Source organism: Acinetobacter sp. USHLN143, assembly GCF_037145695.1.
GTDB lineage: Bacteria > Pseudomonadota > Gammaproteobacteria > Pseudomonadales > Moraxellaceae > Acinetobacter > Acinetobacter fasciculus.
In genome coordinates this window covers 1-24512 of the sequence record NZ_JBBCWZ010000020.1, presented here as the reverse complement: position 1 = coordinate 24512, position 24512 = coordinate 1, and the positions used below count along the sequence as shown (strand labels likewise).

25 protein-coding genes and 4 pseudogenes are annotated in these 24512 nt (G+C 41.8%); 10 read left to right on the top strand and 19 right to left on the bottom strand.

Annotated elements, in window-relative coordinates; translation table 11 throughout:
* The first annotated feature begins 98 nt into the window (after window positions 1-98).
* The 3 genes and pseudogenes from WFH18_RS07495 to WFH18_RS07485 form a co-directional block, all read left to right on the top strand.
* Window positions 99-980: pseudogene (locus tag WFH18_RS07495) on the top strand (LysR substrate-binding domain-containing protein).
* Between the two features lie 17 nt (window positions 981-997).
* On the top strand, window positions 998-1315 hold the full coding sequence (locus tag WFH18_RS07490) for an NIF3 1 (protein WP_004279094.1): 318 nt from the start codon (window positions 998-1000) through the stop codon (window positions 1313-1315).
* A 140-nt stretch (window positions 1316-1455) separates the two neighbouring features.
* Window positions 1456-2079 (top strand): annotated as a pseudogene (locus WFH18_RS07485) (carotenoid oxygenase family protein); the annotation flags it as partial.
* A gap of 62 nt (window positions 2080-2141) precedes the next feature.
* Here the strand turns inward: WFH18_RS07485 and WFH18_RS07480 are convergent.
* From WFH18_RS07480 to WFH18_RS07470, 3 genes are all read right to left on the bottom strand, one after another.
* On the bottom strand, window positions 2142-3074 hold the full coding sequence (locus WFH18_RS07480) for an IS5-like element ISAlw1 family transposase (RefSeq protein ID WP_004278954.1): 933 nt from the start codon (window positions 3072-3074) through the stop codon (window positions 2142-2144).
* A 144-nt stretch (window positions 3075-3218) separates the two neighbouring features.
* Entirely contained in the window at window positions 3219-4013 is a 795-nt protein-coding gene (locus tag WFH18_RS07475; RefSeq protein WP_164542965.1) for a nitroreductase family protein, read from the bottom strand.
* A gap of 71 nt (window positions 4014-4084) precedes the next feature.
* Window positions 4085-4885: an enoyl-CoA hydratase-related protein gene (locus WFH18_RS07470; RefSeq protein ID WP_004645646.1), complete on the bottom strand. Its 801-nt coding sequence runs from the start codon at window positions 4883-4885 to the stop codon at window positions 4085-4087.
* A gap of 103 nt (window positions 4886-4988) precedes the next feature.
* On the opposite strand from WFH18_RS07470, the gene WFH18_RS07465 reads away from it, so the two are divergent.
* A complete protein-coding gene (locus WFH18_RS07465) occupies window positions 4989-5558 on the top strand; it encodes a nicotinate-nicotinamide nucleotide adenylyltransferase (RefSeq protein WP_005103826.1) in 570 nt (189 codons plus the stop codon).
* Between the two features lie 5 nt (window positions 5559-5563).
* Here the strand turns inward: WFH18_RS07465 and WFH18_RS07460 are convergent, their stop codons facing one another.
* Complete coding sequence (locus tag WFH18_RS07460; RefSeq protein ID WP_164542964.1) at window positions 5564-6469, bottom strand: LysR family transcriptional regulator ArgP; 906 nt, start codon at window positions 6467-6469, stop codon at window positions 5564-5566.
* A gap of 103 nt (window positions 6470-6572) precedes the next feature.
* Here WFH18_RS07460 and WFH18_RS07455 point away from each other — a divergent pair, with 103 nt between their 5' ends.
* A complete protein-coding gene (locus WFH18_RS07455) occupies window positions 6573-7178 on the top strand; it encodes a LysE/ArgO family amino acid transporter (RefSeq protein ID WP_164542963.1) in 606 nt (201 codons plus the stop codon).
* A gap of 406 nt (window positions 7179-7584) precedes the next feature.
* Window positions 7585-8148 (top strand): YceI family protein, encoded by a 564-nt coding sequence (locus WFH18_RS07450; RefSeq protein ID WP_081401207.1) that lies wholly within the window; start codon window positions 7585-7587, stop codon window positions 8146-8148.
* A gap of 87 nt (window positions 8149-8235) precedes the next feature.
* Here WFH18_RS07450 and WFH18_RS07445 read toward each other — a convergent pair whose 3' ends face one another.
* The 5 genes from WFH18_RS07445 to dapD form a co-directional block, all read right to left on the bottom strand.
* Complete coding sequence (locus WFH18_RS07445) at window positions 8236-8694, bottom strand: peroxiredoxin (protein ID WP_005106433.1); 459 nt, start codon at window positions 8692-8694, stop codon at window positions 8236-8238.
* An 81-nt stretch (window positions 8695-8775) separates the two neighbouring features.
* The gene (locus WFH18_RS07440; protein WP_004645640.1) at window positions 8776-9189 is read right to left on the bottom strand and encodes a hypothetical protein; all 414 of its coding nucleotides are present in this window, start codon (window positions 9187-9189) and stop codon (window positions 8776-8778) included.
* A 16-nt stretch (window positions 9190-9205) separates the two neighbouring features.
* The gene (queC, locus tag WFH18_RS07435) at window positions 9206-9874 is read right to left on the bottom strand and encodes a 7-cyano-7-deazaguanine synthase QueC (protein WP_004731688.1); all 669 of its coding nucleotides are present in this window, start codon (window positions 9872-9874) and stop codon (window positions 9206-9208) included.
* A gap of 34 nt (window positions 9875-9908) precedes the next feature.
* Window positions 9909-10619, bottom strand: a complete 711-nt coding sequence (queE, locus tag WFH18_RS07430) for a 7-carboxy-7-deazaguanine synthase QueE (protein WP_005247540.1) — start codon at window positions 10617-10619, stop codon at window positions 9909-9911.
* 131 nt (window positions 10620-10750) lie between these two features.
* A complete protein-coding gene (gene dapD, locus WFH18_RS07425) occupies window positions 10751-11572 on the bottom strand; it encodes a 2,3,4,5-tetrahydropyridine-2,6-dicarboxylate N-succinyltransferase (RefSeq protein ID WP_004645637.1) in 822 nt (273 codons plus the stop codon).
* Between the two features lie 319 nt (window positions 11573-11891).
* On the opposite strand from dapD, the gene carO reads away from it, so the two are divergent.
* The gene (gene carO, locus WFH18_RS07420; RefSeq protein ID WP_164542962.1) at window positions 11892-12629 is read left to right on the top strand and encodes an ornithine uptake porin CarO; all 738 of its coding nucleotides are present in this window, start codon (window positions 11892-11894) and stop codon (window positions 12627-12629) included.
* Between the two features lie 57 nt (window positions 12630-12686).
* On the opposite strand, the gene WFH18_RS07415 is transcribed toward carO, so the two are convergent.
* The 8 genes from WFH18_RS07415 to WFH18_RS07380 all read right to left on the bottom strand — a co-directional run bounded on the left by WFH18_RS07415 (window position 12687) and on the right by WFH18_RS07380 (window position 20705).
* A complete protein-coding gene (locus tag WFH18_RS07415) occupies window positions 12687-13916 on the bottom strand; it encodes an OmpP1/FadL family transporter (RefSeq protein ID WP_171521921.1) in 1230 nt (409 codons plus the stop codon).
* Window positions 13917-14009: 93 nt separating this feature from the next.
* Window positions 14010-14933: a CysB family HTH-type transcriptional regulator gene (locus tag WFH18_RS07410; RefSeq protein WP_129717245.1), complete on the bottom strand. Its 924-nt coding sequence runs from the start codon at window positions 14931-14933 to the stop codon at window positions 14010-14012.
* Window positions 14934-14986: 53 nt separating this feature from the next.
* Complete coding sequence (locus WFH18_RS07405; RefSeq protein WP_004645633.1) at window positions 14987-16048, bottom strand: sulfate/molybdate ABC transporter ATP-binding protein; 1062 nt, start codon at window positions 16046-16048, stop codon at window positions 14987-14989.
* Between the two features lie 11 nt (window positions 16049-16059).
* The gene (cysW, locus tag WFH18_RS07400) at window positions 16060-16953 is read right to left on the bottom strand and encodes a sulfate ABC transporter permease subunit CysW (protein ID WP_004279077.1); all 894 of its coding nucleotides are present in this window, start codon (window positions 16951-16953) and stop codon (window positions 16060-16062) included.
* The gene (gene cysT / locus WFH18_RS07395; protein WP_164542961.1) at window positions 16950-17783 is read right to left on the bottom strand and encodes a sulfate ABC transporter permease subunit CysT; all 834 of its coding nucleotides are present in this window, start codon (window positions 17781-17783) and stop codon (window positions 16950-16952) included. Before cysT ends, cysW begins: the two co-directional genes overlap by 4 nt.
* Window positions 17784-17868: 85 nt before the next feature.
* Window positions 17869-18474, bottom strand: a complete 606-nt coding sequence (locus tag WFH18_RS07390) for an RBBP9/YdeN family alpha/beta hydrolase (RefSeq protein WP_164542960.1) — start codon at window positions 18472-18474, stop codon at window positions 17869-17871.
* A 32-nt stretch (window positions 18475-18506) separates the two neighbouring features.
* A complete protein-coding gene (locus tag WFH18_RS07385) occupies window positions 18507-19520 on the bottom strand; it encodes a sulfate ABC transporter substrate-binding protein (protein WP_004731673.1) in 1014 nt (337 codons plus the stop codon).
* 177 nt (window positions 19521-19697) lie between these two features.
* Window positions 19698-20705 carry a sulfate ABC transporter substrate-binding protein gene (locus tag WFH18_RS07380; RefSeq protein WP_164542959.1) on the bottom strand — a complete coding sequence of 336 codons (1008 nt, stop codon included), beginning with the start codon at window positions 20703-20705 and terminating at the stop codon, window positions 19698-19700.
* Between the two features lie 160 nt (window positions 20706-20865).
* Here WFH18_RS07380 and pabC point away from each other — a divergent pair, with 160 nt between their 5' ends.
* From pabC to tmk, 3 genes and pseudogenes are all read left to right on the top strand, one after another.
* Window positions 20866-21678 (top strand): aminodeoxychorismate lyase, encoded by an 813-nt coding sequence (pabC, locus tag WFH18_RS07375; protein ID WP_164542958.1) that lies wholly within the window; start codon window positions 20866-20868, stop codon window positions 21676-21678.
* 1 nt (window position 21679) lies between these two features.
* The gene (mltG, locus tag WFH18_RS07370; RefSeq protein ID WP_005247523.1) at window positions 21680-22738 is read left to right on the top strand and encodes an endolytic transglycosylase MltG; all 1059 of its coding nucleotides are present in this window, start codon (window positions 21680-21682) and stop codon (window positions 22736-22738) included.
* A gap of 2 nt (window positions 22739-22740) precedes the next feature.
* Window positions 22741-23043 (top strand): annotated as a pseudogene (gene tmk / locus WFH18_RS07365) (dTMP kinase); the annotation flags it as partial.
* A 277-nt stretch (window positions 23044-23320) separates the two neighbouring features.
* On the opposite strand, the gene WFH18_RS07360 reads toward tmk, so the two are convergent.
* The gene (locus WFH18_RS07360) at window positions 23321-24133 is read right to left on the bottom strand and encodes a hypothetical protein (RefSeq protein WP_336754719.1); all 813 of its coding nucleotides are present in this window, start codon (window positions 24131-24133) and stop codon (window positions 23321-23323) included.
* 219 nt (window positions 24134-24352) lie between these two features.
* Window positions 24353-24512 (bottom strand): annotated as a pseudogene (locus WFH18_RS07355) (IS5/IS1182 family transposase); the annotation flags it as partial.

The following is a 24512-nucleotide window of genomic DNA, read 5'->3' as shown; positions in this document are numbered from 1 at the left end:
TGATATAGCGATATTCATATAAACTATCGACCTATTCTTATTTGCAATACGTGGGTCATAATCTTAAGATGCTGACCTGATCAGAAACCGGGCAGGCTATGGAACTTCGACATTTACGCTATTTTATTACTGTGGCGCAGCAACAAAGTTTTACCAAGGCTGCCGAAAAACTGTTTACCGCTCAGCCGTCATTAAGCCAGCAAATTAAGGATCTGGAGCAGGAAGTAGGCGTCATGCTGTTTGATCGTTCATCCAGAAAGGTCAAACTCACCGATGAAGGGCAGGCTTTTCAGATCTATGCCGAAAAAGCACTGGAAAATGCCAAACTGGCAGTAGCAGCAGCGCGTCAGGTTGCGCAGCAGAAAAATAACTAGATTCACATTGGCTTCCTGAATGTCGCAGAAATAAAAGTGATGCCACAGATTCTGGCCCAGCTTAAAAAAACCATGCCGGACTTAAAAATCCATCTGCATAGCCTGACCTGTATGGAACAGATTCAGCGGCTAAAAAATGCTGAACTGGATTTATGTATTACCCACTTTCATCTGGACCATCCAGATTTTGAGAATATTCATTTATTAACCGAGCAAATTTATCTGATAGCCGCTCAGCACTTACATTCTACAGATCGAATCCTGAAATTACAGGAACTAAAAAACCATAATATAATTATGTGTGAGCAGAATGCTTCACCAGTATTTTATGAAAAGCTGGATAGACTACTCTGCATTGATCAGCTTGAGCATGAACAGCTGTTGTGGGTGACCAATGTCTTGCAACACATCAATCTGACCAATATGGGAATGGGCTTTAGTTTTGCGCCTGAATATTTACTGCGGTTTTTGAATGAGCATGTAAAAATTGTCCAGACTGATCAGGCACTGCCAAAACTGGATTTATATGCAACATTTAACAAGAATTCTCAAAATCCTGCATTGAAGATGATTACCCAAGCACTTAACAATACAACAAGTATCTGAATTGTAGGAAGGAATATATGTTAAAGCTGATTTATTACGTGCCGGATGAAAATCTGGAAGACACCAAGAATGCGATATTTGCAGCAGGAGCGGGCGGTATTGGTGAGTATACGAATTGTGCCTGGCAGGTTTTAGGAACCGGACAGTTTAAACCACAGGAAGGTGCAGATCCGCATATTGGTGAAGTGGGTAAACTGGAACAGGTAGAAGAATGGCGGGTAGAAATTCTGGTGCCTGATGAAAAGGCAGTCGATGTGGCCAAGGCGCTGAAAGAAAGTCATCCTTATGAAGAGCCGGCCTTTGAGTTTATTCAGCTTCTGGATATCAAAGTCTAAAATTATAAAATTGATGCTCTGCTGCGGCGCGTTTGACTTAGCGCGCCGTTAATCTAGATTCAGAAACCAGCCGACCTGCTTTTGTTATTATCATTTCTGCCAGAATAATCCAAAGAAAAAATACAATAAGGAAAATAATAATGCCGTGGCCAAAACTGCTGAGCAGTGTGCTTAAGAATACCCTCAGTAAATCTATCCAGTACGGTACAGAAATCCTGCATCAGCGCATTCCATATTCGCCAGATAATCCCTATCTGGAAGGTATATTTGCACCAGAGCGGCAGGAACACTTTTCCACAGATTTAAAGGTTGAAGGGCAGATTCCTGCAGAACTGGATGGTGCATTAATGCGGATTGGTCCAAATCCTATTACAGTCAAAAACCCACGCAACTATCACTGGTTTACGGGCGATGGCATGTTGCATGCGCTCAGACTGAAGGGTGGTGAGGCACATTGGTATAAAAGCAGTTATATCGGTTCTGCCAGTGTGCAGAAAAAACTTCATCGACCACAAATTCCCGGTAAAACGCGAGGTGTCGCGGATGCAGTCAATACCAATGTCATCCACTTTGCCGGAAAAATCTGGGCACTGGTAGAAGCGGGTGCATATCCAGTTGAGTTGAATGCTGCACTGGAGTCAAAACGACATCATTTATTTGAAGATGATCAGGATTTTCCATTTACTGCCCATCCGCATATTGATCCTGAAACGGGCGATATTCATGCGATTTGTTATGATGCTTTAAGTCAGAACAAAGTTTTTTTATTTGCAGAGGCTTTGTTGCACAAAGATTTAAAATTAAAGCTACTCTGAGCTAGTCAAATTTAAGACACAACTCGGGTATGAGGTCGGCCTAATTCCGTAAATTTATTTAATACTGCCACACGTGCATGAATCTCATTGACTTGGCTTTGAAAGTTTCTCGCACTGAGTTTATCCCCCAATAATTTGATGCAATGCATCTTGGTTTCAACCAAACTGCGCCGATGGTAACCTGACCATTTTTTCCATATTATTCTTCCTAAATGCTTAACTGTTCGAAGTAATTCATTTCGCTCTCGCGAATGAACTTTTGTATCTTTCCAAGGTCTCGCATTTTTCCTAGGTGGAATCACTGCATGCGCTTGCCGATCTGCAATGACCTGACGGCATTGTTTTGTGTCATAAGCCCCATCTGTATAGACTGAATCAATCTGTTCATCCAATGGGATTTGATTTAGTAAATCACCAAGGACTTGCGAATCACTCACATTGTTGGTCGTGAGTTGAACTGATCGTATTTGTAGGGTTTCAGCATCTATACCGATATGAAGTTTTCGCCATTGGCGACGATATTCAGGCTGATGTTTCTTGCGTTTCCATTCACCTTCACCTAAAAACTTTAAACCAGTAGAGTCCACAAGTAGATGTAGTCCATCACTACTTTTTTGATAGCCAATTACAAGATCAATATGCTTTTGTCTTCTGCAAATGGTGGAATAATCTGGCGCTGTCCAATCTAAACCACAAAGCTTAATGAGACTTTTCACAAAGCCAGTGACCATACGTAAAGAGAGTCGAAATAAGGATTTAATCATTAAACAGCATTGGATGGCTGTATCTGAATAAGTTTGATTTCGACCATGTTTACCTTTGGGTTGAGCGTACCATTGAGTCTTGGGATCAAACCAAATCGAAATGTTTCCTCGATTAATTAAGGCTTGATTGTATTTGGACCAGTTGATTGTACGGTAGATATTAGGTGGAGGCTTCTTCATTCGGAAATTATATTGCTGAATTAGACCTTACGAACAGCTTTGTGCAACAAAGCCGTTTTTAGCGCATAAAGAGTGAATGATGTGACATCCATGTCACAAGAGATCTACCAGATTTAAGGTATTTAATTTCTATAGGTGTGAAGCTTAAACCTTCTGAATAAACAGTTCACGATCAAAACGGTACTGCGGGAAGAATACTCCATCTTCAGCGCGTTCACCCGCACCAATTACCATGACTGGATACTGTTCATCATTTAATTTCAGAATTTCACGAACCATCGGCTCATCAAAACCTTCCATCATACAGCTGTCAAAACCATAAGCACGTAAAGCTAAGACCAGATTTTCACAAGCGAGCGCCGTCGTTTTGGTCGCCCACAGTTTTGCATCAGCCGGACTGAAAGCAGACACTGGCATTTGTTTGTCCAATGTACGGGCAACTTTGAAAGCCACTTTCTTAAAGTTACCAAAAGCATTCAGATAACCAGTCTTATAGTTGTAGGGAATATATTTATAGTATTTCTTAATCGCGGGCGGTGCTTCTGGAAATGGAAATTCATTTACATTACGTTTCGCCATTTCATCGATACGGTCGGTACGTGCGATACAGACAATTAGCTCAGAAGCTGTTTTGGCTGCCAGTTGACTCATACAGGCTTTGACCAGATGTTTTTTCTTGCTTGAATTTTGTACCACATAAAAAGTCCAAGGCTGCAAGTTCGACGAATTCGGGGCCAACAATGCCAGCTCCAGACAGGCATCTAGAACTTCAACAGGAATTGGCTTTTTGGTAAATTTACGTACTGAACGTCGGCTTTCAATTACTTTACGAAAATTATCGACATCTATATCTTGGGGTGCAGGTTCGTAATAACGTTTCTTTTCTGGATTTGAGCTATCTGTTGTTTGGGAAGAGGTTTCGGAGTTTTGATTTGGCATACTTCAGATTCTTGGAAAAATAAAAGATTGAGGCAGTTTAAACCACCTCATTGAACTCATAAGTTTGAAAATTAGTTGAATTGTGTGAAATCAGGTTTACGTTTTTGCATAAAGGCTTGAACCGCTTCCAGCATTTCTGGTGAGCCGACACGCTGCATGAAAATCTCTGCTTCATGGTCAATCCATTCCACAATTTCATTCACATTGTGTTTCATCAAGGCTTTGGATTGCACCAGTGATGCCAATGGCAGGGCAGAGAGTTGGGTAGCTTGTGCTGCTGCTTTGGTGTAAACATCTTCTTCAATGCTATTTACCAGACCTGCGTCGAGTGCTTTTTCGCTATTGAATTTTTGCGCAGTCAGCAATAATTCGGCCGCTTTATGATAACCCGCTTGCTGAATCAACAGCTTGCTTGAAGCGCCTTCAGGCGATAGACCCAGACTGACAAATGGAATCTGGAACAAGGCAGTATTGTCACTATAGACCAGATCACAATGCAATAAGATCGTCACGCCAATGCCGATCGCAACACCACGCACCGCAGCAATCAAAGGCTTGGAAAATTTTGCAGCAGATTTGAGTAAAACAAACGGCGGGCCTTCAGCAGCGGGTGCCTGACCTTTCTTCGCAGCAGATTTCATAAAATCCTGCATATCATTGCCCGCACTAAAGTCTGTGTCCTGACCACGCAATACAACTACACGAACTTCAGGTGCCTGATCTGCTTCATCTAAAGCTTTCGCAATCCAGAGATAAAGCTCACTATATAACGCATTTTTCGCTTCCGGGCGATTGATGGCTAAAGTGAGTACACCATGTTCTAAATTCGCATTCAAATGCTCATGAGGTTGTTGAATACAGCTCAGTGTCATCGTACTATCCTTGCTTTAAAACTTAATTTGATTTTATGGGAATGATTATGTCGCATATTTATTGGGGCAGCACAACTCATGAGTCATAAAAAACTGATCCCTTATGAACTATACATTTGATTATCTGGTTTTCATTGGCCGTTTTCAGCCTTTTCATCTGGCACACATGCAAACTATTAATATTGCCCTGCAGCACAGTCAACATGTGATTTTAGCGCTTGGTTCTGCGCAAAATGAACGCAATATCAAGAATCCATTCTTGGCTTCGGAGCGTGAAGCCATGATCCTGTCAAATTTCAGTCCTGAAGATCGAGCTCGGATCAAATTTGTAGAAGTCATAGATGTTTATAATGATGAAAAATGGCAAAAACTGGTGAAATCGCTGGTGAATCAGGTTATTGAACCGGATGCCAAAATCGGACTAATTGGGCATTTTAAAGATGATTCTTCTTATTATTTAAAGTTTTTCCCAGAATGGGAAATGGTTGAACTTGACAGCCTGGAAGATGCCTTATCCGCTACGCCGATGCGTGAAGCTTATTATCGTGGCGAAATTCAACGAGATAAATTTCCACAAGGCACGATTGATTTTCTAGAGAATTTCCAAAAAACCACGACCTATCAGCAACTCAGTGAAAAATTTGCCCAGAATGATAAAACCAATCTGCTTTAAAAGTATCAGGTTGTTATGGGGTGATTCATGGTCGTTTGAGCATGCTGTTTCAAACATTCCCCAAGGATTTCTAGAGCAGGAGACTGTTCTTTCCAGTGATGCCAATACAAGGGTACTTCAATTCGCATCTCACTTGAAAGTTCAAGCAGTCGACCTGACTCCAGCAAATCCCTGGTTTGATAGTCCGGCAGCCAGCCATAGCCTAGACCCATGACAATCGCATCAAAAAATGCGTGGGTCGATGGAATAAAAAAGTGAGGATATTGAGCAAGGTTCAGGCCAAATTCGTGCTGAATAAACTGGGTATGTAGCTGGTCTTTTTCATTAAAAATAATGGCAGGGGCAAGGCGTAGCACATCCCGATGTACGCCTTGATGAAACCAGTTTCGGGAAAATTCAGGCGTAGCAACGAGACGGTATTGCATCTGTCCGATCAATTCCGCCCGACAACCTTTCATTGCCTTGCTCTCTGTACTCAAACAGGCATTGACGAGACCAGCTTCTAACAGATGATGAGTCTGAGATTGATCATCTACCTGAAAATGCAGCACAATTTTATGCTGGATCAGCTGGGCTTGTAAGGTGGGTAATAGCCAGGTCGCGAGTGAATCAGCATTGGTGGCAATATTCAGACAATAGAAACCTTCATGTTGCAGCTGTCCACCCAAATCTTGCATCAAATTCTGTTCTAGCAAACGTTGATGCTGTAAATAATGCAATAAAGTTTGCCCGGATTGGGTCACGCGGCAAGGCCGATCTCTGACCAGAAGCAATTGTCCCAATTTTTTTTCCAGACTTTGAACACGAAGGGTCACTGCCGAAGCAGTAATATTTAGCTGCTCGGCAGCCAGATCGAAACTTCCCGTTTTTGCAACTGCATAAAAAGCATCACATTGTTTCGCATTCAGCATTTCTATTATCTAAAAATAATTTAGTTAAATTGATATTAACTTAGTTTTAATTAATCGCACTCATTTTGTTCAATAATTCATTTATTCGAAAAAGGGGAATGTGATGTTCAGTTATATGATGAGTGGTTTTGCTGTGGGAATGAGCCTGATTGTCAGTATCGGTGCACAGAATGCTTTTGTATTAAAACAAGGTTTAAAACAGCAGCATGTGTTTTGGGTCTGTGTGATTTGTGCCTTGTCTGATTCAATTTTAATTCTGCTTGGCGTACTGGGCTTTGCGCGCGTCATTGAACATTATCCGGATATTGTTATATTTTCTAAATATATTGGCGCAGGATTCCTATTTTATTATGGTTTACGCCATGCGATCAGCGCATTTAAATCAACCGAGGTCTTGGCACCAAGTGGTCAGCTAACAGAGAATTTTCTACAAGTACTGATGATCTGCCTGGCTTTTACCTGGCTGAATCCGCATGTTTACTTAGACACAGTCATATTGATTGGATCAATTTCAACCCAATACGCCTTAGGAAAATGGTGGTTTGCTTTAGGTGCTGTCTGTGCTTCCTGGTTTTTTTTCTTTAGTTTGGGATATGGAGCAAAAATACTGACGCCTTGGTTTCAACATCCAAAAGCATGGAAAATACTGGATGCTATTATTGCATGTACCATGTGGGGCGTCGCGGTGTCATTAATACTCAGTATTTGATTCAGGCTACGAAAGTCTATAAATCGGTTAAGAGTTGTCTAAGCGTTTTATTTTAGATAGTGATCGAGAATAGGCAGCGCAGAACACAACTCTTTTCAGTGCTGCAAGTATGGATATTTCAATCTATATTGAGCTTAAAATCAACGATCTGTCTTATATAAAAAATTTATAAAATCAGAATTTTATAAGATGATACCAGTCTCCTGCTAGCTTAGCAGGACCATTTATCAGAGAAAAATCAGCGCAAGTATTTTGTCCGTTAGTCATGAATGATTTTACAAAAACTTCAATAAACTGGTATAAAAATAACGAAAACCTGTTCGCTCAAAAAACAAAAAAATTAGTTTCAGATTAAGCCGTGGACTTAAATCCGATCAATAAGAAATTAAACAAGGTGGATTTAAAATTGAAAAAAATAATAAAAACTGGGCTCCTTAGCCTGGCGATCTGTTTAGCTTTGACCAGTCAGTCTTTTGCAAGATCATGGACCTTAACTCCCAAAAGTGATGTCGGTTTTGAGATCAAGTCAATGGGACTGACTGTGGTTAAAGCCAAGTTCAATCAGGTTCAATCCACGATGCAGTTTGATGCTAAAGCACCGCAAAATGCCTCAACCCATCTGGTCATGGATGTGGAAAGTTTAAGCTTTAGTAAGCCGCTATTTAAACATATGATTTTGGGCGAAGACCTGTTTTATGTAGAAAAATATAAGACTGTAATTTTTAAAAGTATCCAGTTTAAAGACTTGGGCAATGGCAAATACAATGTTTTAGGTCATTTAACCCTGCGCGGTGTGACCAAGCCTGTGATTTTCGAAACAACCTTTAAACCCAGTATGTCGAATGCCAACCTGCTTGATGTTCAGGCATCTGCCGTGATTAACCGTAGGGATTTTGGTATGAAAAAAGGAATTGCCGGGGTAGGAGATAAAGTGAATCTTCATCTTTCGGGACAGTGTGAAATGAACTAGGGTAGATATAAAATACTTGATGATATGAAATTTTTTATAAAAAAAGCCCGAATATTTCGAGCTTTTGTCTATACGGTAAGCATGCAATTAAGCAGCTTGCAAAGCTTTTAAATCTTCCAGAACTTGTTCTGCATGACCTGCTGCTTTGACCTTACGGTATTCTTTGACCAGTTGGCTATTATGGAAAATAAAAGTTGAACGCTCAATGCCCATTACTTGTTTGCCATACATGTTCTTTTCTTTAATCACATCAAAGTGATTGCACAACACTTCTTCTTTATCGCTGATCAGATTGATACTCAAATTTTGCTTTTCAGTAAAGTTCTGATGCGCTTTTACCGAATCACGTGATACGCCAAGAATTGTGGTGTTTAAAGCATCGAACTGATCTTTTAAACAGGAAAAGCCAACTGCCTGAGTCGTACAGCCTGGCGTAGAATCTTTAGGATAAAAATAAATCACCAGCCATTCTGTATTCAACTGGGTTAAATTGATTTCGCCTGTCGTCGCAGGAAAATTCTGGTCAAGCAAACTAATTTCAGACATAAAAACTCCTGTTTTCTTTAAATTTTTTTAAAAAAATAAGCCACACTATAGTGGCTTATTTTATCAAAAAATAAGCAGATCTTATTTCTTTGGTGCCGCTTGAGCTGATTTCATTGCTTCTTCAGTCAAAGTTTTCAGTTTGCCTGTTAACTGTGGACCAAAGCATGCTTGAAGATCTTTATTCTGCTTCTGTACAAAAGCTAAAGTGCCTGGGCTTTTCTTCTGGTTAATAGTGCTTTGAATTTCCCATTTTTGTGCATTGGTTAATTTGCCATCTGCTTCAATAGCACAACCACAATATTTGCTGACTTCAGCAGATGTCAATTTTTTGCTTTTGCCAGTTTCATTTTTACAAACATTGATCAATGCAGATTTTACATTGGTGCTTTTATAAGCTTGTTGTAATTTGTCATCAGCCGCTTGAGCCGTAGTTGCGAACATAGCAGCAGCTGAAACAATTGCTGAAAGCACGATGCTTGATTTTAAATTCTTCATAAACTCTACCTTGTTATTACGGTATATAACGTGTCGGGTCTTCAACACCTGCATCCGCAAAACCCTGTTTACGTAAACGACAACTGTCGCATTTGCCACAGGCACGTCCTTGGTCATCTGCTTGATAGCATGACACCGTTTGACTGTAGTCTACGCCATGTTCAATACCTAAGCGAATGATATTTGCTTTGGATAAATGTAACAAAGGTGTTTCAAATTTGAGCGCCTGACCCTCTACGCCAACCTTGGTTGCAAGGCGTGCCATGTTGGCAAATGCCTCGATAAATTCCGGACGGCAATCCGGATAACCGGAGTAATCAACCGCATTAATTCCGATGACAATCGCTTCAGCTTCGAACACTTCAGCTGCTGCTAAGGCGTAAGACAAGAAGATAGTATTACGTGCCGGAACATAGGTAATCGGAATGCCAGCCTGTTCATGGTCGGGCACCTCAATACTATGATCGGTAAGGGCTGAGCCACCCAGATTACCCAGATCAATATTGATCACTCGATGTTCCACACCCGCACGTTGCGTTAAAGCCTTTGCTGCATCCAGCTCGGTGGTTGAACGCTGACCATATCGAAAACTGAGTGCGATACATTCATAGCGTGCCTGCGCCCAAGCCAGACATGTTGTTGAGTCTAATCCGCCAGATAACAGTACAATGGCACGAGGGCGCATAAGCTGATTCTCCAAAAAAATACTTTACAAAAAATTAACGACCAGTTTCATCATTCCATAACAACTTGTGCAGTTGTAACTGGAAACGAACAGGGAGGTGGTCTTCTAAAATCCACTGAGCCAAATCACGTGCCAGTGGGGGTAAACAAACCGCACCTTTTTCGACCGCAAATGCAGGCGAAAACCAAACTGTACTCACTTTGTCTTGAAGTTGGTACTGTTCAAGCTGCTGTTTTGACCATTCATAATCTTCACGATTGCATATCACAAACTTGATTTGATCATGTGCAGTTAAATGATCGAGATTAGAAAGCAAATTTCGTGCAACTTCACCTGAAGTTGGTGTTTTTAAATCTAAAACTTTGGAAACACGTGAATCCACTTTGGACACATCTAAAGCGCCACTGGTTTCAAGTGAAACTTCACATCCTAAATCCGCAAGTCGCTGCATCAGGGGTAGGGCATTTGGTTGTGCCAGTGGTTCACCGCCGGTCACACAAACATAAGGGGTTTTAAAATCAAGCGTGGTCTGGATAATATCGTCCAGAGACTGACGCTCACCGCCTTCAAAGGAATAGGTGGTATCACAATAGCTACAACGTAATGGACAACCGGTTAAACGGATAAATACCGTTGGCAGTCCTGCGGCATTGGCTTCACCTTGCAATGAATAGAAAATCTCCGTAATGCGTAAACCCGCAGACGGATCAGAGACAGGAATTGCGGAAGATCGAAGCGTATTCATAACAAAACTAACCAATGAAAAATAAATAACCGGGTATAAAAATAAAAATCCCTACGATCATTACTAATCGTAGAGACGAGGAGCGGTTGAAGCTCCGAGGAACACGAATGTATCCTCTAAGTTAAGACATCTTAGTCTTCGCGTAATAGATCGTTCAGGCTTGTTTTAGAACGAGTTTGTGCATCAACTTTTTTCACGATAATTGCAGCATACAGGCTGTAAGTACCGCATTTAGACGGAAGGCTACCTGCAACAACGACAGATCCAGCTGGTACGCGACCATAATGAATTTCGCCAGTGGCGCGGTCATAAATCTTGGTTGATTGACCAATGAATACGCCCATTGAAATCACAGAACCTTCTTCAACGATTACGCCTTCAACGATTTCAGAACGTGCACCGATAAAGCAGTTATCTTCAATAATAGTTGGATTCGCCTGAAGCGGTTCAAGCACACCACCAATACCTACACCACCTGACAAGTGAACATTTTTACCAATTTGTGCACATGAACCTACAGTTGCCCAAGTATCCACCATCGTGCCTTCATCTACATAAGCACCGATGTTGACATAAGAAGGCATCAAGATCACGCCTTTAGCCTGGAAAGAACCTTTACGTGCGACAGCAGGTGGTACGACACGTACACCAGCAGCCTTGAATTGTTCTTCAGTCCAACCTGAGAATTTAGTCTCTACTTTGTCATAGAAACGAAGATCACAAGCTTCCATTGGTTTATTGTCGTTTAATTTAAATGATAACAATACCGCTTTTTTAATCCATTGATGAACAACCCATTCACCATCGATTTTTTCAGCAACACGTAAAGTACCATTGTCTAGACCAGCAATTACTTCCTCAACTGCCTGACGGATTTCAGCAGAGCAATCTGCAGCTGTAAAATTCGCACGGTCTTCAAACGCTTGTTCAATGATTGTTGAAAGCTGCGACATGATCTTCCTTCCAGAAAAAAATTTTCTAGATTTTACACTATATTGCAGGAAAAATAGTTGAAAGGACTAAAAATAGATGAAAAATAACCAAAAGTGTAGAAAGCGTGAAATTATTAAAGTGATAAGTGTACTTTTTCATTATGTTGAAATGTAGGAGAAGTGTTAGAAAACGCTTGGTTCTGAACAAGAAAAATTAATTTGTATCAAAAAATAACAAAAGATGAGCAAAATGCGAATAAAAAATATTTTTTAAGTCCTTTATATTGAGCCTATCACGAATAACTAATGATCAAAATAAGTTCTTTTGAGGAGAGAAATAATGAAATCTTTACATAATATTTTGGCAGTATCAGCCTTAGCTCTAGCAGCGAGTTCTGCGATGGCTGCTGATGAAACAATCGTAACAGATGAAGGCGTTGCTGAATTCTCTTTCTTTAAACCAGCTTCTGTTCGTGCTGAAGTCGGTACTACCGGTTATGGTGGTGCAATTTCCTGGAGTGCTAACCCATATGTAGGTGTCACTTTAGGTTATAACGGCGGTGATATCTCTTGGTCTGATGATTTGTCTATTAGTGGTAATGATTATGACTTGGACATGGATAATAACCTGACTTATTTAAATGCTGAAATCCGTCCTTGGGCAAACTGGTTCTATATGGCGGCTGGTGTAGGTTATATTGATAACGATTATGGTCTAGAACGTCGTCCAGGTACTAATGCATCTTTCACAGTTGATGGATCACGTTTTGCTAACACTACAGGTGGTGATGTTCGTATTAGTGGTGATTTATCCTACAAGAACAATATTGCACCTTATGTAGGTATCGGTTTCTCTCCAGCGATTACTAATCGTTGGGGTGTATTTGGTGAGATTGGTGCATACTATAATGGAAATCCAACTGCAAATTTAACTGCTAATCCAGAAGCGCTTCTCTTAGTAGGTGATGATGGCCGTACCTTAGGTCAGGCACTTAATGATGAAGAGCGCGAAATTCGTAACGATAATGAGTACGAATGGCTACCAGTGGCTAAACTGGGTGTAAGCTTCCGCTTCTAAGATTTAACTTCATAAAAAAACGGGCTTCGACCCGTTTTTTTGTTTTTTAGAACAATTTTAAAAGTGATAACCTAGTTTCAAACCTAAGATCCAGGCACTGTTATCGGAAACTGCGGATAAACCTGCAATCTGTGGCGTCATAGGTTCGGATGAAGAAATTTCAGGTTCTTGAAACTTTAAATAATATAGTCCAGTAGCAATATCCCAGGTTTCTTGAATCTTATAAAGATGACCTAGTCCGATACCCCAATAGCCATCACTCGGATTCAAGGTTGAAGCCGGATTTCCTGTACCAGAATCCCATACAAGCTCGATAGAATTTATGCCAAAAGATGGCCATTGATGGGCAAGTCCGATTTTTCCAGACCATTGATCCTTACGATAATCAATCATTCTAAAAGGTTTTACTTCAGGGAATTGTAAGGCCGCATAGTCAATTACAGCGCCAAATTTAGGCGGCTGGATCACGAAATTCTGCCAGTTTGACCAACGCAGCGTGCCATAGAGTGCATTTTGATCAGTTAAAGCTGTCTGAAAATCCAAGTTCACAGATTTTGGAGTTTGAATTTCTGTATAAGGTGCTGGATTTGTACCTACAACAATCGATTCAGTGGTTTTATTGTGATGAGTAATTGCAGAACGATAGGTCAGTGCGGTTCTAAAAAAATATTCAGGAATCTGATAACTGATTCCAGCAAGCCAGCCCCAAGCGGGATCTTGTTCAAATGTGGCTCGATAACCATTGAATATATAAAATGTCTGCCCGGATAAATATAAATTTCCCTCTAAGCTTTGATAACTTAGCCCTGTATAAAAATTCCAGTTATCGTTTGGTTGAAAGCCAATTAATGAGGTCAAATTATGGCTCTCAAACTGAATGGTAGCAGCCTCAATTGGAAGCGCTGCACCTGCAAAAACAGGATCATAACGATAAGCGATATCTATAGAATAAGGCTGATCGTAAATCAGTCCCCACGACACTTGAGGATTCAACTGGAATTTTAATGCGGCATTGGAAACCCATTGGTTATGGGTAAGATTTCCTGTAGAAAAATCGGTGATGCCTAATTGTTGCAGCTCTTCGGTATGTTGTACCTGACCGCTGATATCAGGGCGAACCCAGGCCAATGAAACTTCAGCATAATGATTTTTTTCAAAAAACGATTGGATGCTTTGGTTAGATTGTTCAAACGCTGCTGCATAACCTGACCCGGAGAAAAACAAGCCCATGGAGAAAAGAGCAAATTTATTATTGATCATCTTGGTATAATTCAATTTATTATGCACGTGATTATGCTTGATATTTATATTCTTTATCCACTCAAAAAATAAAAAAGAGGCGATGTAGCCTCTTTGATTAAAAACTTAAAATAGTGCACTTTATTCGTCTGGATAAGCCACTTTTTTCAGTGCCTTAATATCTGCGTCTGGGGAACAGAGTGAAATAAACTCGTAGCCATAACCTCGCAGTAAATGACCTTTACGTACTGCAATCCAAGTGGTATTTATGCCGAAAATATCGGTTTTAATCTGCTTTAAGCGGTAATCACGCTCCGGGTCATAGGCCACATCGTTGACAATGCCGACACCCATATTCATTTCTACATAGGTCTTGATGACATCGGCATCAAGTGCGGACATCACAATATCCACATCAAAACCAGCTTCTTCAAAGGCGGTATCAATCTTGGAGCGACCGGTAAGACCACCGTGATAGGTAATAATCGGGTAGTGCGCCAGATCTTCGATGAGCACGTGTTCCTTACTTGCCAGTGGATGATTCTGCGGGGTAATAATACTATGCTGCCAGTTATAATAAGGCACGCTGGCCAAATTATCTTCAGTGGTGAGTGCTTCGGTCGCAATACCGATATCGGCTTGACCTTGAAGTAACATTTCCGTAATTTCAACCGGGCTGGCCTGTTGCAAAATTAGATGAACTTTAGGGAATTCTTTTTTGAATTGGCTGACAATCGGTGGCAACACATAACGCGCCTGGGTATGCGTTGTGGCAACGGTCAATGTACCTTCATCGACTTTATTGAAATCATCGGCCAGACGTTTGATATTGTCGGCATCGACCAGCATGCGTTCTACAATGCCTAAAAGTGCCTGGCCCGGTTCGGTTAAGCCCAGTAGACGTTTACCTTTGCGAATAAACAGCTGCACCCCCAGTTCATCTTCCAGATCTTTAATATGCTTACTTACCCCGGACTGTGAAGTATAAAGCGCAGCAGAAGCTTCAGTTAAATTAAAGTTTTGTCTAACCGTTTCTCGTATAATTCTTAATTGTTGGAAATTCATAATTCTCTTACCCTAGAAGAGGATGGGGCATTTTAAAGCCCCATCTTTTGGTCTTAAGCGACCTGGTTTTCAAATAAATGCAAATTCACCGCACTTAACCAAACAGTTTGATTTGGGCGGAATTGATGCGCTCTCGCTTCATCAGGCGTCAGTAAAATTTCAATCAGATTGCCTTGACGGTCATTTAGCTCAGCAACTACTTTACCCGCGATCCATAATTCACGAATGAAGGTCGCCTGAATGGCATTGTCGTGTGGCTGTGCATGGATGCGTAGTTCATCTGGACGTGCGAATAAAATCACTTCACCTTGAGCGGCATTTTTTGCACCCTCGAATTGAATACGGTCTTCACCGAGCTGGATGATGCCTGCATTGTTTTGACCTTCAAAACGATTCGCCTGACCTAAGAAGTCGAATACAAATGGGGTTTTCGGTGTTTCATAGACTTCACGTGGTGAACCAATTTGTTCAACATTGCCCTTGTTCATCACCACGATTTGATCTGCAACTTCAAGCGCTTCTTCCTGATCGTGTGTTACGAAAATAGAAGTAATATGCAATTCGTCATGCAGGGTACGTAACCAGCGACGCAGTTCCTTACGCACTTTGGCATCCAGTGCACCGAAAGGTTCATCTAGTAATAATACACGTGGTTCAACGGCCAGAGCACGTGCAAGGGCAATACGCTGACGCTGACCCCCAGAAAGTTGAGCTGGATATCGGTCAGCAAGGAAACCGAGCTGAACCAAGTCGAGTAAACGTGTCACACGTTTTTTAATTTCCGCTTCCGATGGACGAGTTTTACGTGGACGCACACGCAGGCCAAAGGCAATATTGTCAAATACCGTCATATGGCGGAATAGGGCATAGTGCTGGAATACAAAGCCAACTTCACGCTCACGCACATGTACATTGGTGGCATCCTGACCTTCTAAAATCACCTGACCGCCATCCGCAGATTCCAGACCGGCAATAATCCGTAGCAAAGTGGTTTTACCACAGCCGGATGGGCCAAGAAGTGCGACCAGTTGACCATCTGGGAAATCCAGCGAAATGTTTTTTAGTGCGTGGAATGCACCAAAGTGTTTTTCAATATTTTGTACTTGAATACTCATGTGGGCATTCCTTAAGAAACTGTTGAATCTTCATTACGTTTGTCTTGTTTTTCCTGGCGCAGTTCCACCCATGTTTTTAAAATCAGGGTCACAATTGCGAGGAGAGCCAGAAGCGAAGACACGGCAAACGCAGCACTAAAGGTATATTCGTTATAAAGAATTTCGACGTGTAGCGGCAAGGTATTGGTTTCACCACGGATATGACCGGAAACCACCGACACCGCACCAAATTCACCCATGGCCCGCGCATTACATAGAATCACGCCGTAGATCAGACCCCATTTGATATTGGGCAGGGTCACTTTCCAGAAAGTCTGCCAGCCAGATGCACCGAGTACAATCGCAGCTTCTTCTTCTTCGGTCCCCTGTGCTTCCATTAACGGAATCAACTCACGCGCAACAAAAGGTACAGTAATGAAGATAGTCGCCAGAACAATCGCAGGCACCGCATAAAGGATCTTGATATCATGATCCATCAGCCAGGAACCCATCCAGCCTTGGGTACCAAAAATCAGCACCAGCATCATACCCGCGATTACAGGTGAAACCGAGAAAGGGAGATCAATAATGGTGGTCAGGAAGGATTTCCCCGGAAAGTTGAACTTCGCCACAGACCAGGCTGCTGCAACACCAAATACGACGTTAAGCGGTACTGCGATTGCAGCCGTCAGCAAGGTAAGTTTCACTGCCGACAAGGTATCCGGATGCACCAGTGCCTGTGTATAGACACCAACTCCCTGTTTAAAGGCTTCCACAAATACCAGAATCAAGGGCAGAATCAGGCAGCTTAAAAAGAAAATCAGCGCAATCGTGAGCAAGGTATAACGTACCCAAGTCGGCTCGCGGGTTGCATCGCGGGATTGCAGCTTTTCAGCCAGCGCATTGCTGTTGGTATTTAAACTCATCGCGCAGTTCTCCCGGTACGACGGCTGGCCCATGCCTGTAATAAGTTAATCAGGAATAGCATCACGAAGGAAATCAGTAGCATGACGACAGCAATCGTGGTTGCACCGGCATAGTCATATTCTTCTAGGCGAGAAATAATCATTAAGGGTGCAATTTCCGTTTCAAAAGGCTGGTTACCAGCAATAAAGATCACTGAACCATATTCACCGACACCACGGGCAAAGGCTAAAGCGAAGCCAGTGATCAGCGCAGGCAGCAGAATTGGGAAAATCACTTTGGTCACAATCTGAAAACGGTTGGCACCCAATGCAGATGCAGCTTCTTCCAGTTCAGTTTCCAGATCGCTAAGGACTGGCTGAACCGTACGCACTACAAAAGGCAGACCAATAAAGATCAATGCCAGTGTAATACCAATCGAGGTATAAGCGACTTGAATGCCAATCGGTTCTAAATATTGACCAATCCAGCCGGTCGGTGCATATAAAGAGGTCAGGGCAATACCCGCAACCGCAGTGGGTAAGGCAAAAGGCAAATCTACCAGGGCATCGACAATACGTTTGCCCGGAAAGCTGTAACGTACCAGACACCACGCCAGTAACAGGCCAAACACTACATTGACCAGTGCAGCGACAATGGCCGCGGTGAAACTTAACTGCAATGATTTCAAGATACGTTCAGAGCTCAGGATTTCCCATAAGCCATCCCAGCCAATGCCCAGTGATTTAATAAAAACAGCTGACAGCGGGATCAAAACGATTAATGACAAATACGCTAGGGTAAAGCCTAGAGAAAGACCAAATCCTGGCAGCACTCGGGATCGCTGCGACATGATTACTCCTCAGAAGAGAGAAAGCTGATTGAAGTCAATCAGCTAAAATAAAAAACAATTTGGGCACAAGCATAATTTGCAGCGACTAAAATGCAAATTTAAAATAACACTTGCTCTCATCAACTTTGCTGATATGGGGCATAGTGTTTTCTGAAATCAAATAGTGTTCAATTTCAGGAAAAGGGCCAAAACCAGAAGCGACATTGACATGACCGACTGCACCCAGATTAATTGGTTTGATTTTCCAGGTTTGGGCCAGTATGTGGGCATCTTCAAAACTTAACCAGGGATCATTTTCACTGATCAATAACGTGGTGGGCACCTGAAGCTTGAGCTGTTGAAAATAGGTGCTGTAGTCTGTCTGACTGTCGCGCGCAAAACCATTTTCCCCAAACCGTGCCGGATTGGCCGGGGCCACCAATACCAGATTTTTTACTTTTGCATTGAGTTCCGGATGTCGGGCAAGGGCCGCAATACTGGTCAGACAGCCAAAGCTGTGCGCGACAATCTGAACCTCTGCTGGAATGGCTTGCAGAGTTTTGACAAATTCTGCCACCCAGACATCCAGTACCGGATGATTCCAGTCCTTTTGCTGCACACGGGAGCATCGCATCAGCCGGTGCTGTAAGCAGGTTTGCCAGTGGTTGTATTCACTGCCACCTACACCAGGAACGATAAGCGTATGAATCATGTCGATGCTCCTATATCAATCAGCTTGGAAAATTATTTCGCGCTGTTGGCTTTAACGATCTGGTCAAATACACCACCATTTTCAAAGTGAGCCTTTTGTACTTTGTTCCAGCCGCCAAATTCCTGATCAACCGTCACCAGTTTTAATGGCTTAAATACTTGGCTGTATTTGGCCAGTACTTTGGCATTACGTGGACGATAATAATGTTTACCTGCCAGGTCTTGACCCAATGGCGAATACAGGAAGTTCAAATAACCTTGAGCCAAGTGCTGGTTGCCTTTTTTCTTGGCATTTTTTTCTACAATCGCCACCGGTGGCTCAGCCAGAATCGACAGAGAAGGGGTAATAATTTCAAACTTGCCCGGCTGTTCGCGAAGGGCTAAATGCGCTTCGTTTTCCCATGCGAGTAAAACATCCCCAATGCCACGTTCAGCAAAGGTCGTGGTTGAACCACGTGCCCCGGAATCCAGAACTTTGGTATTTTTATAAATTTTACGAACAAATTCTTGCGCAGTCTTATCGTTGCCGCCCGCCTGATGTTTGGCCCAAGCCCAAGCCGCCAGATAATTCCAGCGTGCACCGCCTGAAGTTTTCGGGTTTGGGGTAATGATTGCTACGCCCGGTTTGACCAGATCACCCCAGTCCTTAATCTCTTTCGGATTGCCTTTACGCACCAGGAACACGATGGTTGAAGTATAAGGCGTCGAGTTTTGCGGCAATTTCTTTTGCCAGTCCGCAGGTAACAGTTTAGCTTTTTCTGCCAGCACATCAATATCGGCAGCCAATGCTAACGTTACGATATCTGCATCCAGACCATCAATCACGGCACGTGCCTGTTTGCCTGAACCGCCATGCGATTGCTTGAAATTGATTTTTTGACCGGTACGGCTTTCCCAATATTTGCCAAAATTCTTATTTACATCTTCATACAGTTCACGGGTCGGATCATAGGATACATTGAGAAAATCACGTGCTGCTGCACCAAATGAGGTTGCCGAGATAACAGCAGCTAAAACCCCAAGTTTTAATGTGTTTGAAATGCTCATATGATCCTCAATCTCTTATACGTTTTGTAACATAGGAGGCAGAATAAACGTATTCTTTATGCGTAAAAAATAATTAAAAATGAATTTAATATGAAAAAAAGAGATAAATAAACGCTTAAGTGCTTGAAATAAGAATGGCCTTATGAATAAAGGCCATGATTAATTGCATTTAACGCATTATTTCGCATGATTGGCTTTGACAATCTGATCAAACACACCGCCATTGTCAAAATGCTGTTTCTGCACCTTGCTCCAGCCGCCAAACTCCTTATCAATGGTCACCAGTTTTAAGGATTTAAATACACTGCTGTACTGCTTCAAGACATTCGCATTACGTGGACGGTAAAAGTTTTTCGCAGCCACAGTTTGCCCAGCAGGTGAATACAGATAATTCAGATAGGCTTTGGCCAGATGTTCATTACCATCTTTCTTGGCATTCTTTTCTACAATCGCCACCGGTGGTTCAGCCAGAATAGACAGAGAAGGGGTAATGATTTCAAATTTTCCCGGCTGTTCGCGGACAGCTAAATGCGCTTCATTTTCCCAAGCGAGTAATACATCCCCAATGCCGCGCTCAGCAAAAGTGGTGGTGGCACCACGCGCACCAGAATCCAGTACTTTGGTTTGTTTGTAGATTTGACGGACAAAGTCTTGTGCTTTGGCATCATTGCCACCTTTTTGATGTTTGGCCCAAGCCCAGGCAGCTAAATAATTCCAGCGCGCCCCACCTGAGGTTTTCGGGTTTGGAGTAATAATGTCTACGCCCGGTTTAACCAGATCGCCCCAATCCTTGATTCCTTTTGGATTGCCTTTACGTACCAAAAACACAATCGTCGAAGTATAAGGCGTCGAGTTTTGCGGGAATTTCTTCTGCCAGTCTTTCGGCAGCAAACCGCGCTCTGCAATTTCATCAATATCTGCCGCCAGTGCCAGTGTCACGACATCTGCATCCAGACCATCAATCACCGCACGTGCCTGTTTGCCTGAACCGCCATGCGACTGTTTATAATTGACTTCCTGGCCAGTGGTTTTTTTCCAGTAAGCACTGAATTCTTTATTAAAGTTGTCGTACAATTCGCGAGTCGGGTCATAAGACACGTTCAGGAAATCTTTTGCTGAAACGCTTAAGGCGCTTGCTGAAAGTAGCGCTGCCAGTACCCCAATTTTTAATTTACGCGTGTTCATTTTTTGCCTCAAGTTTTTTAGCTTTTGTTAGATGAGGTAAGAATAGCTTGAGATTTTTTGCATAAAAAATAATTAAAAAAGAATTGGATGTGAGTAAAAAAGATATATAGGTGAAGCCTGAATCTGACTGCTCAATTTTTCATTTTAGAGGCTGCAAAATATGCTGTATTTAAAAAATGCCCAACAGGTCAGCCAGATAGATGTGCTGGATCGTGGCTTTCATTATGGTGATGGCTGTTTTACCACGGCCCGGATTCGGCATAACCGGATTGAATTATATGATCGTCATCTGGCACGTTTGCAAATCAGCAATCAAAAATTAAGCCTGAATGCCAATCTTGATCTGATTTCAGAAAGTTTACAGATTTTACGGCAGTCTGAACGTGAGCTGAATGGAACATTAAAGATTGTGCTGAGTCGTGGAATCGGTCAGCGCGGTTATAGCCTGCCGGATCATCCTGGAGATCTCTGGCTATTTTATTACCCTCAAACTGTACAGGAATTTAAGTTTGAGCAGATTCAAAGTGGCATCTTACAGCAGGCATTAGGATTGACGATGCCCAGTCTGGTCGGGCTAAAAACCTTAAACCGTCTGGAGCAGGTTTTGCTGAAACAGGAAGCAGATCAAAGCGGCTGGCCTGAGGCCCTGGTGACAGATGTACAGGGCGGTGTTGTCGAAGGGGTAAGCAGTAATTGTTTCATTCGTATAAACAATACATGGATTACGCCGGAACTTCGTTATAATGGCGTCTTCGGTGTCATGCGTGCAGAAATTCTACAACGTATGCAAGATCAGGGAATTAGCTGTCAGCAACGCTGTATCGATATGGATGAAATCAACCATATTCAAAGCCTGTTTTTCTGCAATGCACTCAGCCCGATGAAAATTGTCACGCAATTTGAGCAGCGAACCTTGGATGGCGATGCTTGTATTGAAATTTTTAACCGTCTTCGATTGAACCAGATGTCTTAATATGTCAGCTTCCAAACCTAAAGCCAAAAAGAAAAATAAAGCGAGATTCTCCTCATCTTTCAAAGGAATTGCCTTGGTCCTGATGGGGATTGCTTTGATCTTGGCGTTGATCCTGAAAAGCAGTTTGTGGAAGGAGTATCCTGTCGAAGGAAAAAAACAGCTGCTCGCGATTGAATCTGGTCAAACCTATTCCGGTTTTATTGATCGTCTGGCCAAAGAAAATCAGGTGAGTTTTCCGATCATTCTCAAGCTGTATCAGCGCATCATGATTCATGACAGCATGAAAGCGGGCGTGTATGAAGTGCGCCAGGGCATGAGCATCCGTCAGGTCTTGGAGATGATTTCCGATGCAGACAATGCCCAGATGAGCCGGATTCTGGTGATTGAAGGAACGACTTTTAAGCAACTGATTGATGCCCTGAAGAAAAATGATCTGGTCACCAAAGAAGTGCTGCATCTGCCTACTGAGCAATTACTCAAAGAACTCAATATTCCGTTTTCACATCCTGAAGGGCTGTTTGCACCGGATACTTATTTCTTTGCCAAAGGTGAAACTGACCGTAAAATTCTGACCAATCTTTATCAGCGACAGATGAAAGCACTGGATGAGGCGTGGGCGAAACGTGCAACTGATCTGCCATATCAGAATAAATATGACGCGCTGATTATGGCATCGATTATTGAAAAAGAGACCAGTGTAGATCGTGAATTGGAACAGGTCTCTGGGGTATTTGTACGCCGTTTAAAAATTGGCATGCGTTTACAGACCGATCCAACAGTGATTTACGGAATGGGCGATAATTATAATGGCAATATTACCCGTAAAGATTTACGCACACCGACGCCGTATAACACCTATACTATTTCAGGTTTGCCGCCAACGCCAATTGCGTTGCCAAGCAAGAAAGCCATTGAAGCAGCCATGCATCCGGATAATTCTGACAACCTGTATTTTGTCGCTACCGGTAATGGTGGACATAAGTTCACGAGCAATCTGAATGATCACAATAAAGCCGTACAGGAATATCTGACGATTTTACGCTCGAAAAATAAGGAATGAGTATGTTTATTAGCTTTGAAGGCACAGAAGGTGTAGGTAAAACCACGCTCATTCGTTCGATCTATGAAGATTTTATCGCCCAGGGCAAAGATGTTATTTTGACTCGTGAACCCGGTGGAACCCCGATGGCTGAGCAGATTCGCTCGCTGTTGCTGGCTGTGAACCATGAAGAAGCCATGGCGCATGATACCGAGCTGTTATTGATGTATGCGGCGCGTGCCCAGCATCTGGCACAAGTGATTCTGCCCGCATTAGAAGCTGGGAAAATTGTCTTATGTGACCGTTTTAGCGATGCCTTATATTCCCTTTTTTTAGATGTAAACAAAGATAGAGTGCTTAAACATACTGTATTTTAAGTGTTAAAGGAATTTTTTTAAAAAATTTGTCTATAAAAGTAAACTCATTAAGTTTTTAAAATTTATTATCTATTTGGAAACCTAGTAACTTTAATTTTAGCTAAAATTTAGTCATCACTATCCTGTAAATGTAAACATAACTAAAACTTAAGTTGGCTCAGGAAATGTAATATGACTATTTTCTACCTTTTAATTACTTATGAATACTTATAGTTAAGTTCTAAATTTAAGGCTTCTGATAACACTTTTGTGAGCGGTCAAGTTTTATAAGGGAGCCTAGAGAATCAATGCATAGTGAGGAATAATTAACTTTTGGAACCTTTTCTGAATACGTATGGCAAACATTTTGATCAATATCCATTTCAATATCAATTTTCTCTTTAGGTTTTATTTCGAAATTCTGAGTTGTCCGTTGCCCTGATTCACACGAATATGCTCTATCACCTGTTCGAGTATGAACATACATGTTACTTTTTGAATTATTATAAAATGTGACTTTTCTTGGTGCGCTCTTTGTGACATTCTCAAGACCATAAGTTTTTAAGAGTTGCTCTTTTAAGTTAATTGGTGCAATGCATTTAACATGTAAATCAGTTTTAACATCCATCCAACCTCTCTTTCTATCAAAAATATTTCCATGAGGTCGAGCCTTAACTTCAACACGCACAGTATCCATATTAGTTTTTGCTTTTTCTATAATATCTAATGTTTTTTTATATTCTTCCTTCAGACGATCTTCTAATTGTTTATCATTATTTTTTCTAGCAAGTTCAATAGCAGTTTCGAATGCATCTTTCACATTTTTTTCATATGAAAAGTCGAATCCCTTAGTATATTTAGAAACTGAAAATGAACCATTATTGTTGCTAATTACTTTTTCTTCGTGGTCACGAAGAATAGTTCCTTGAGGTGGGGTAGCTAGGCAAAAATCTTTTTGTTCTATTGCATCCCAGTTCTTCCACTCAGCAATAACATTGACACGACATCCTCTTACTACGTAAGTTCGCTCGCCTCCATCAAATGGACAGTCTAAAGGCAAGTCAGTAGTATTATCACATGTCAAACAATCTTGAGCTAAGATTTGTTGATTTCAGGACAATATTATTATTAGAACTATGGGTAAAGCACCAAGTCTGCCTATCATAATTAAGCTTCCTTTATAGCAAAACTTTAAAATAAATTGTTTGATTAAATATACTTTTTATTGGCTTTGTTGCACAAAGATTTGAAATACAAAGCGCCCCTAATTGAGCCAAATTTAAGGCGTAACTTGGGTAAGTGGTCGACCTAATTCCGTAAATCTGTTGAGGACTGCTACACGTGCATGAATTTCATTCACCTGACTAGGAAAGCTTCTTGCCATTAATTTATCGCCTAATAATTTGATGCAATGCATCTTGGTTTCCACCAAACTGCGG

Bases quoted from the DNA above. Each gene is read 5' to 3' on its own strand.
- WFH18_RS07460 (WP_164542964.1), bottom strand. From the start codon at position 6,469: ATGCTGAATGCGAAACAATGTGATGCTTTTTATGCAGTTGCAAAAACG.
- cysW (WP_004279077.1), bottom strand. From the start codon at position 16,953: ATGAGTTTAAATACCAACAGCAATGCGCTGGCTGAAAAGCTGCAATCC.
- WFH18_RS07445 (WP_005106433.1), bottom strand. From the start codon at position 8,694: ATGTCTGAAATTAGTTTGCTTGACCAGAATTTTCCTGCGACGACAGGC.
- WFH18_RS07385 (WP_004731673.1), bottom strand. From the start codon at position 19,520: ATGAGCATTTCAAACACATTAAAACTTGGGGTTTTAGCTGCTGTTATC.
- WFH18_RS07390 (WP_164542960.1), bottom strand. From the start codon at position 18,474: ATGATTCATACGCTTATCGTTCCTGGTGTAGGTGGCAGTGAATACAAC.
- WFH18_RS07475 (WP_164542965.1), bottom strand. From the start codon at position 4,013: ATGCCAAATCAAAACTCCGAAACCTCTTCCCAAACAACAGATAGCTCA.
- pabC (WP_164542958.1), top strand. From the start codon at position 20,866: ATGCTGTATTTAAAAAATGCCCAACAGGTCAGCCAGATAGATGTGCTG.
- WFH18_RS07440 (WP_004645640.1), bottom strand. From the start codon at position 9,189: ATGAAGAATTTAAAATCAAGCATCGTGCTTTCAGCAATTGTTTCAGCT.
- WFH18_RS07455 (WP_164542963.1), top strand. From the start codon at position 6,573: ATGTTCAGTTATATGATGAGTGGTTTTGCTGTGGGAATGAGCCTGATT.
- mltG (WP_005247523.1), top strand. From the start codon at position 21,680: ATGTCAGCTTCCAAACCTAAAGCCAAAAAGAAAAATAAAGCGAGATTC.
- queE (WP_005247540.1), bottom strand. From the start codon at position 10,619: ATGAATACGCTTCGATCTTCCGCAATTCCTGTCTCTGATCCGTCTGCG.
- WFH18_RS07465 (WP_005103826.1), top strand. From the start codon at position 4,989: ATGAACTATACATTTGATTATCTGGTTTTCATTGGCCGTTTTCAGCCT.
- WFH18_RS07405 (WP_004645633.1), bottom strand. From the start codon at position 16,048: ATGAGTATTCAAGTACAAAATATTGAAAAACACTTTGGTGCATTCCAC.
- WFH18_RS07490 (WP_004279094.1), top strand. From the start codon at position 998: ATGTTAAAGCTGATTTATTACGTGCCGGATGAAAATCTGGAAGACACC.
- WFH18_RS07470 (WP_004645646.1), bottom strand. From the start codon at position 4,885: ATGACACTGAGCTGTATTCAACAACCTCATGAGCATTTGAATGCGAAT.
- WFH18_RS07380 (WP_164542959.1), bottom strand. From the start codon at position 20,705: ATGAACACGCGTAAATTAAAAATTGGGGTACTGGCAGCGCTACTTTCA.
- queC (WP_004731688.1), bottom strand. From the start codon at position 9,874: ATGCGCCCTCGTGCCATTGTACTGTTATCTGGCGGATTAGACTCAACA.
- dapD (WP_004645637.1), bottom strand. From the start codon at position 11,572: ATGTCGCAGCTTTCAACAATCATTGAACAAGCGTTTGAAGACCGTGCG.
- WFH18_RS07480 (WP_004278954.1), bottom strand. From the start codon at position 3,074: ATGAAGAAGCCTCCACCTAATATCTACCGTACAATCAACTGGTCCAAA.
- WFH18_RS07410 (WP_129717245.1), bottom strand. From the start codon at position 14,933: ATGAATTTCCAACAATTAAGAATTATACGAGAAACGGTTAGACAAAAC.
- carO (WP_164542962.1), top strand. From the start codon at position 11,892: ATGAAATCTTTACATAATATTTTGGCAGTATCAGCCTTAGCTCTAGCA.
- cysT (WP_164542961.1), bottom strand. From the start codon at position 17,783: ATGTCGCAGCGATCCCGAGTGCTGCCAGGATTTGGTCTTTCTCTAGGC.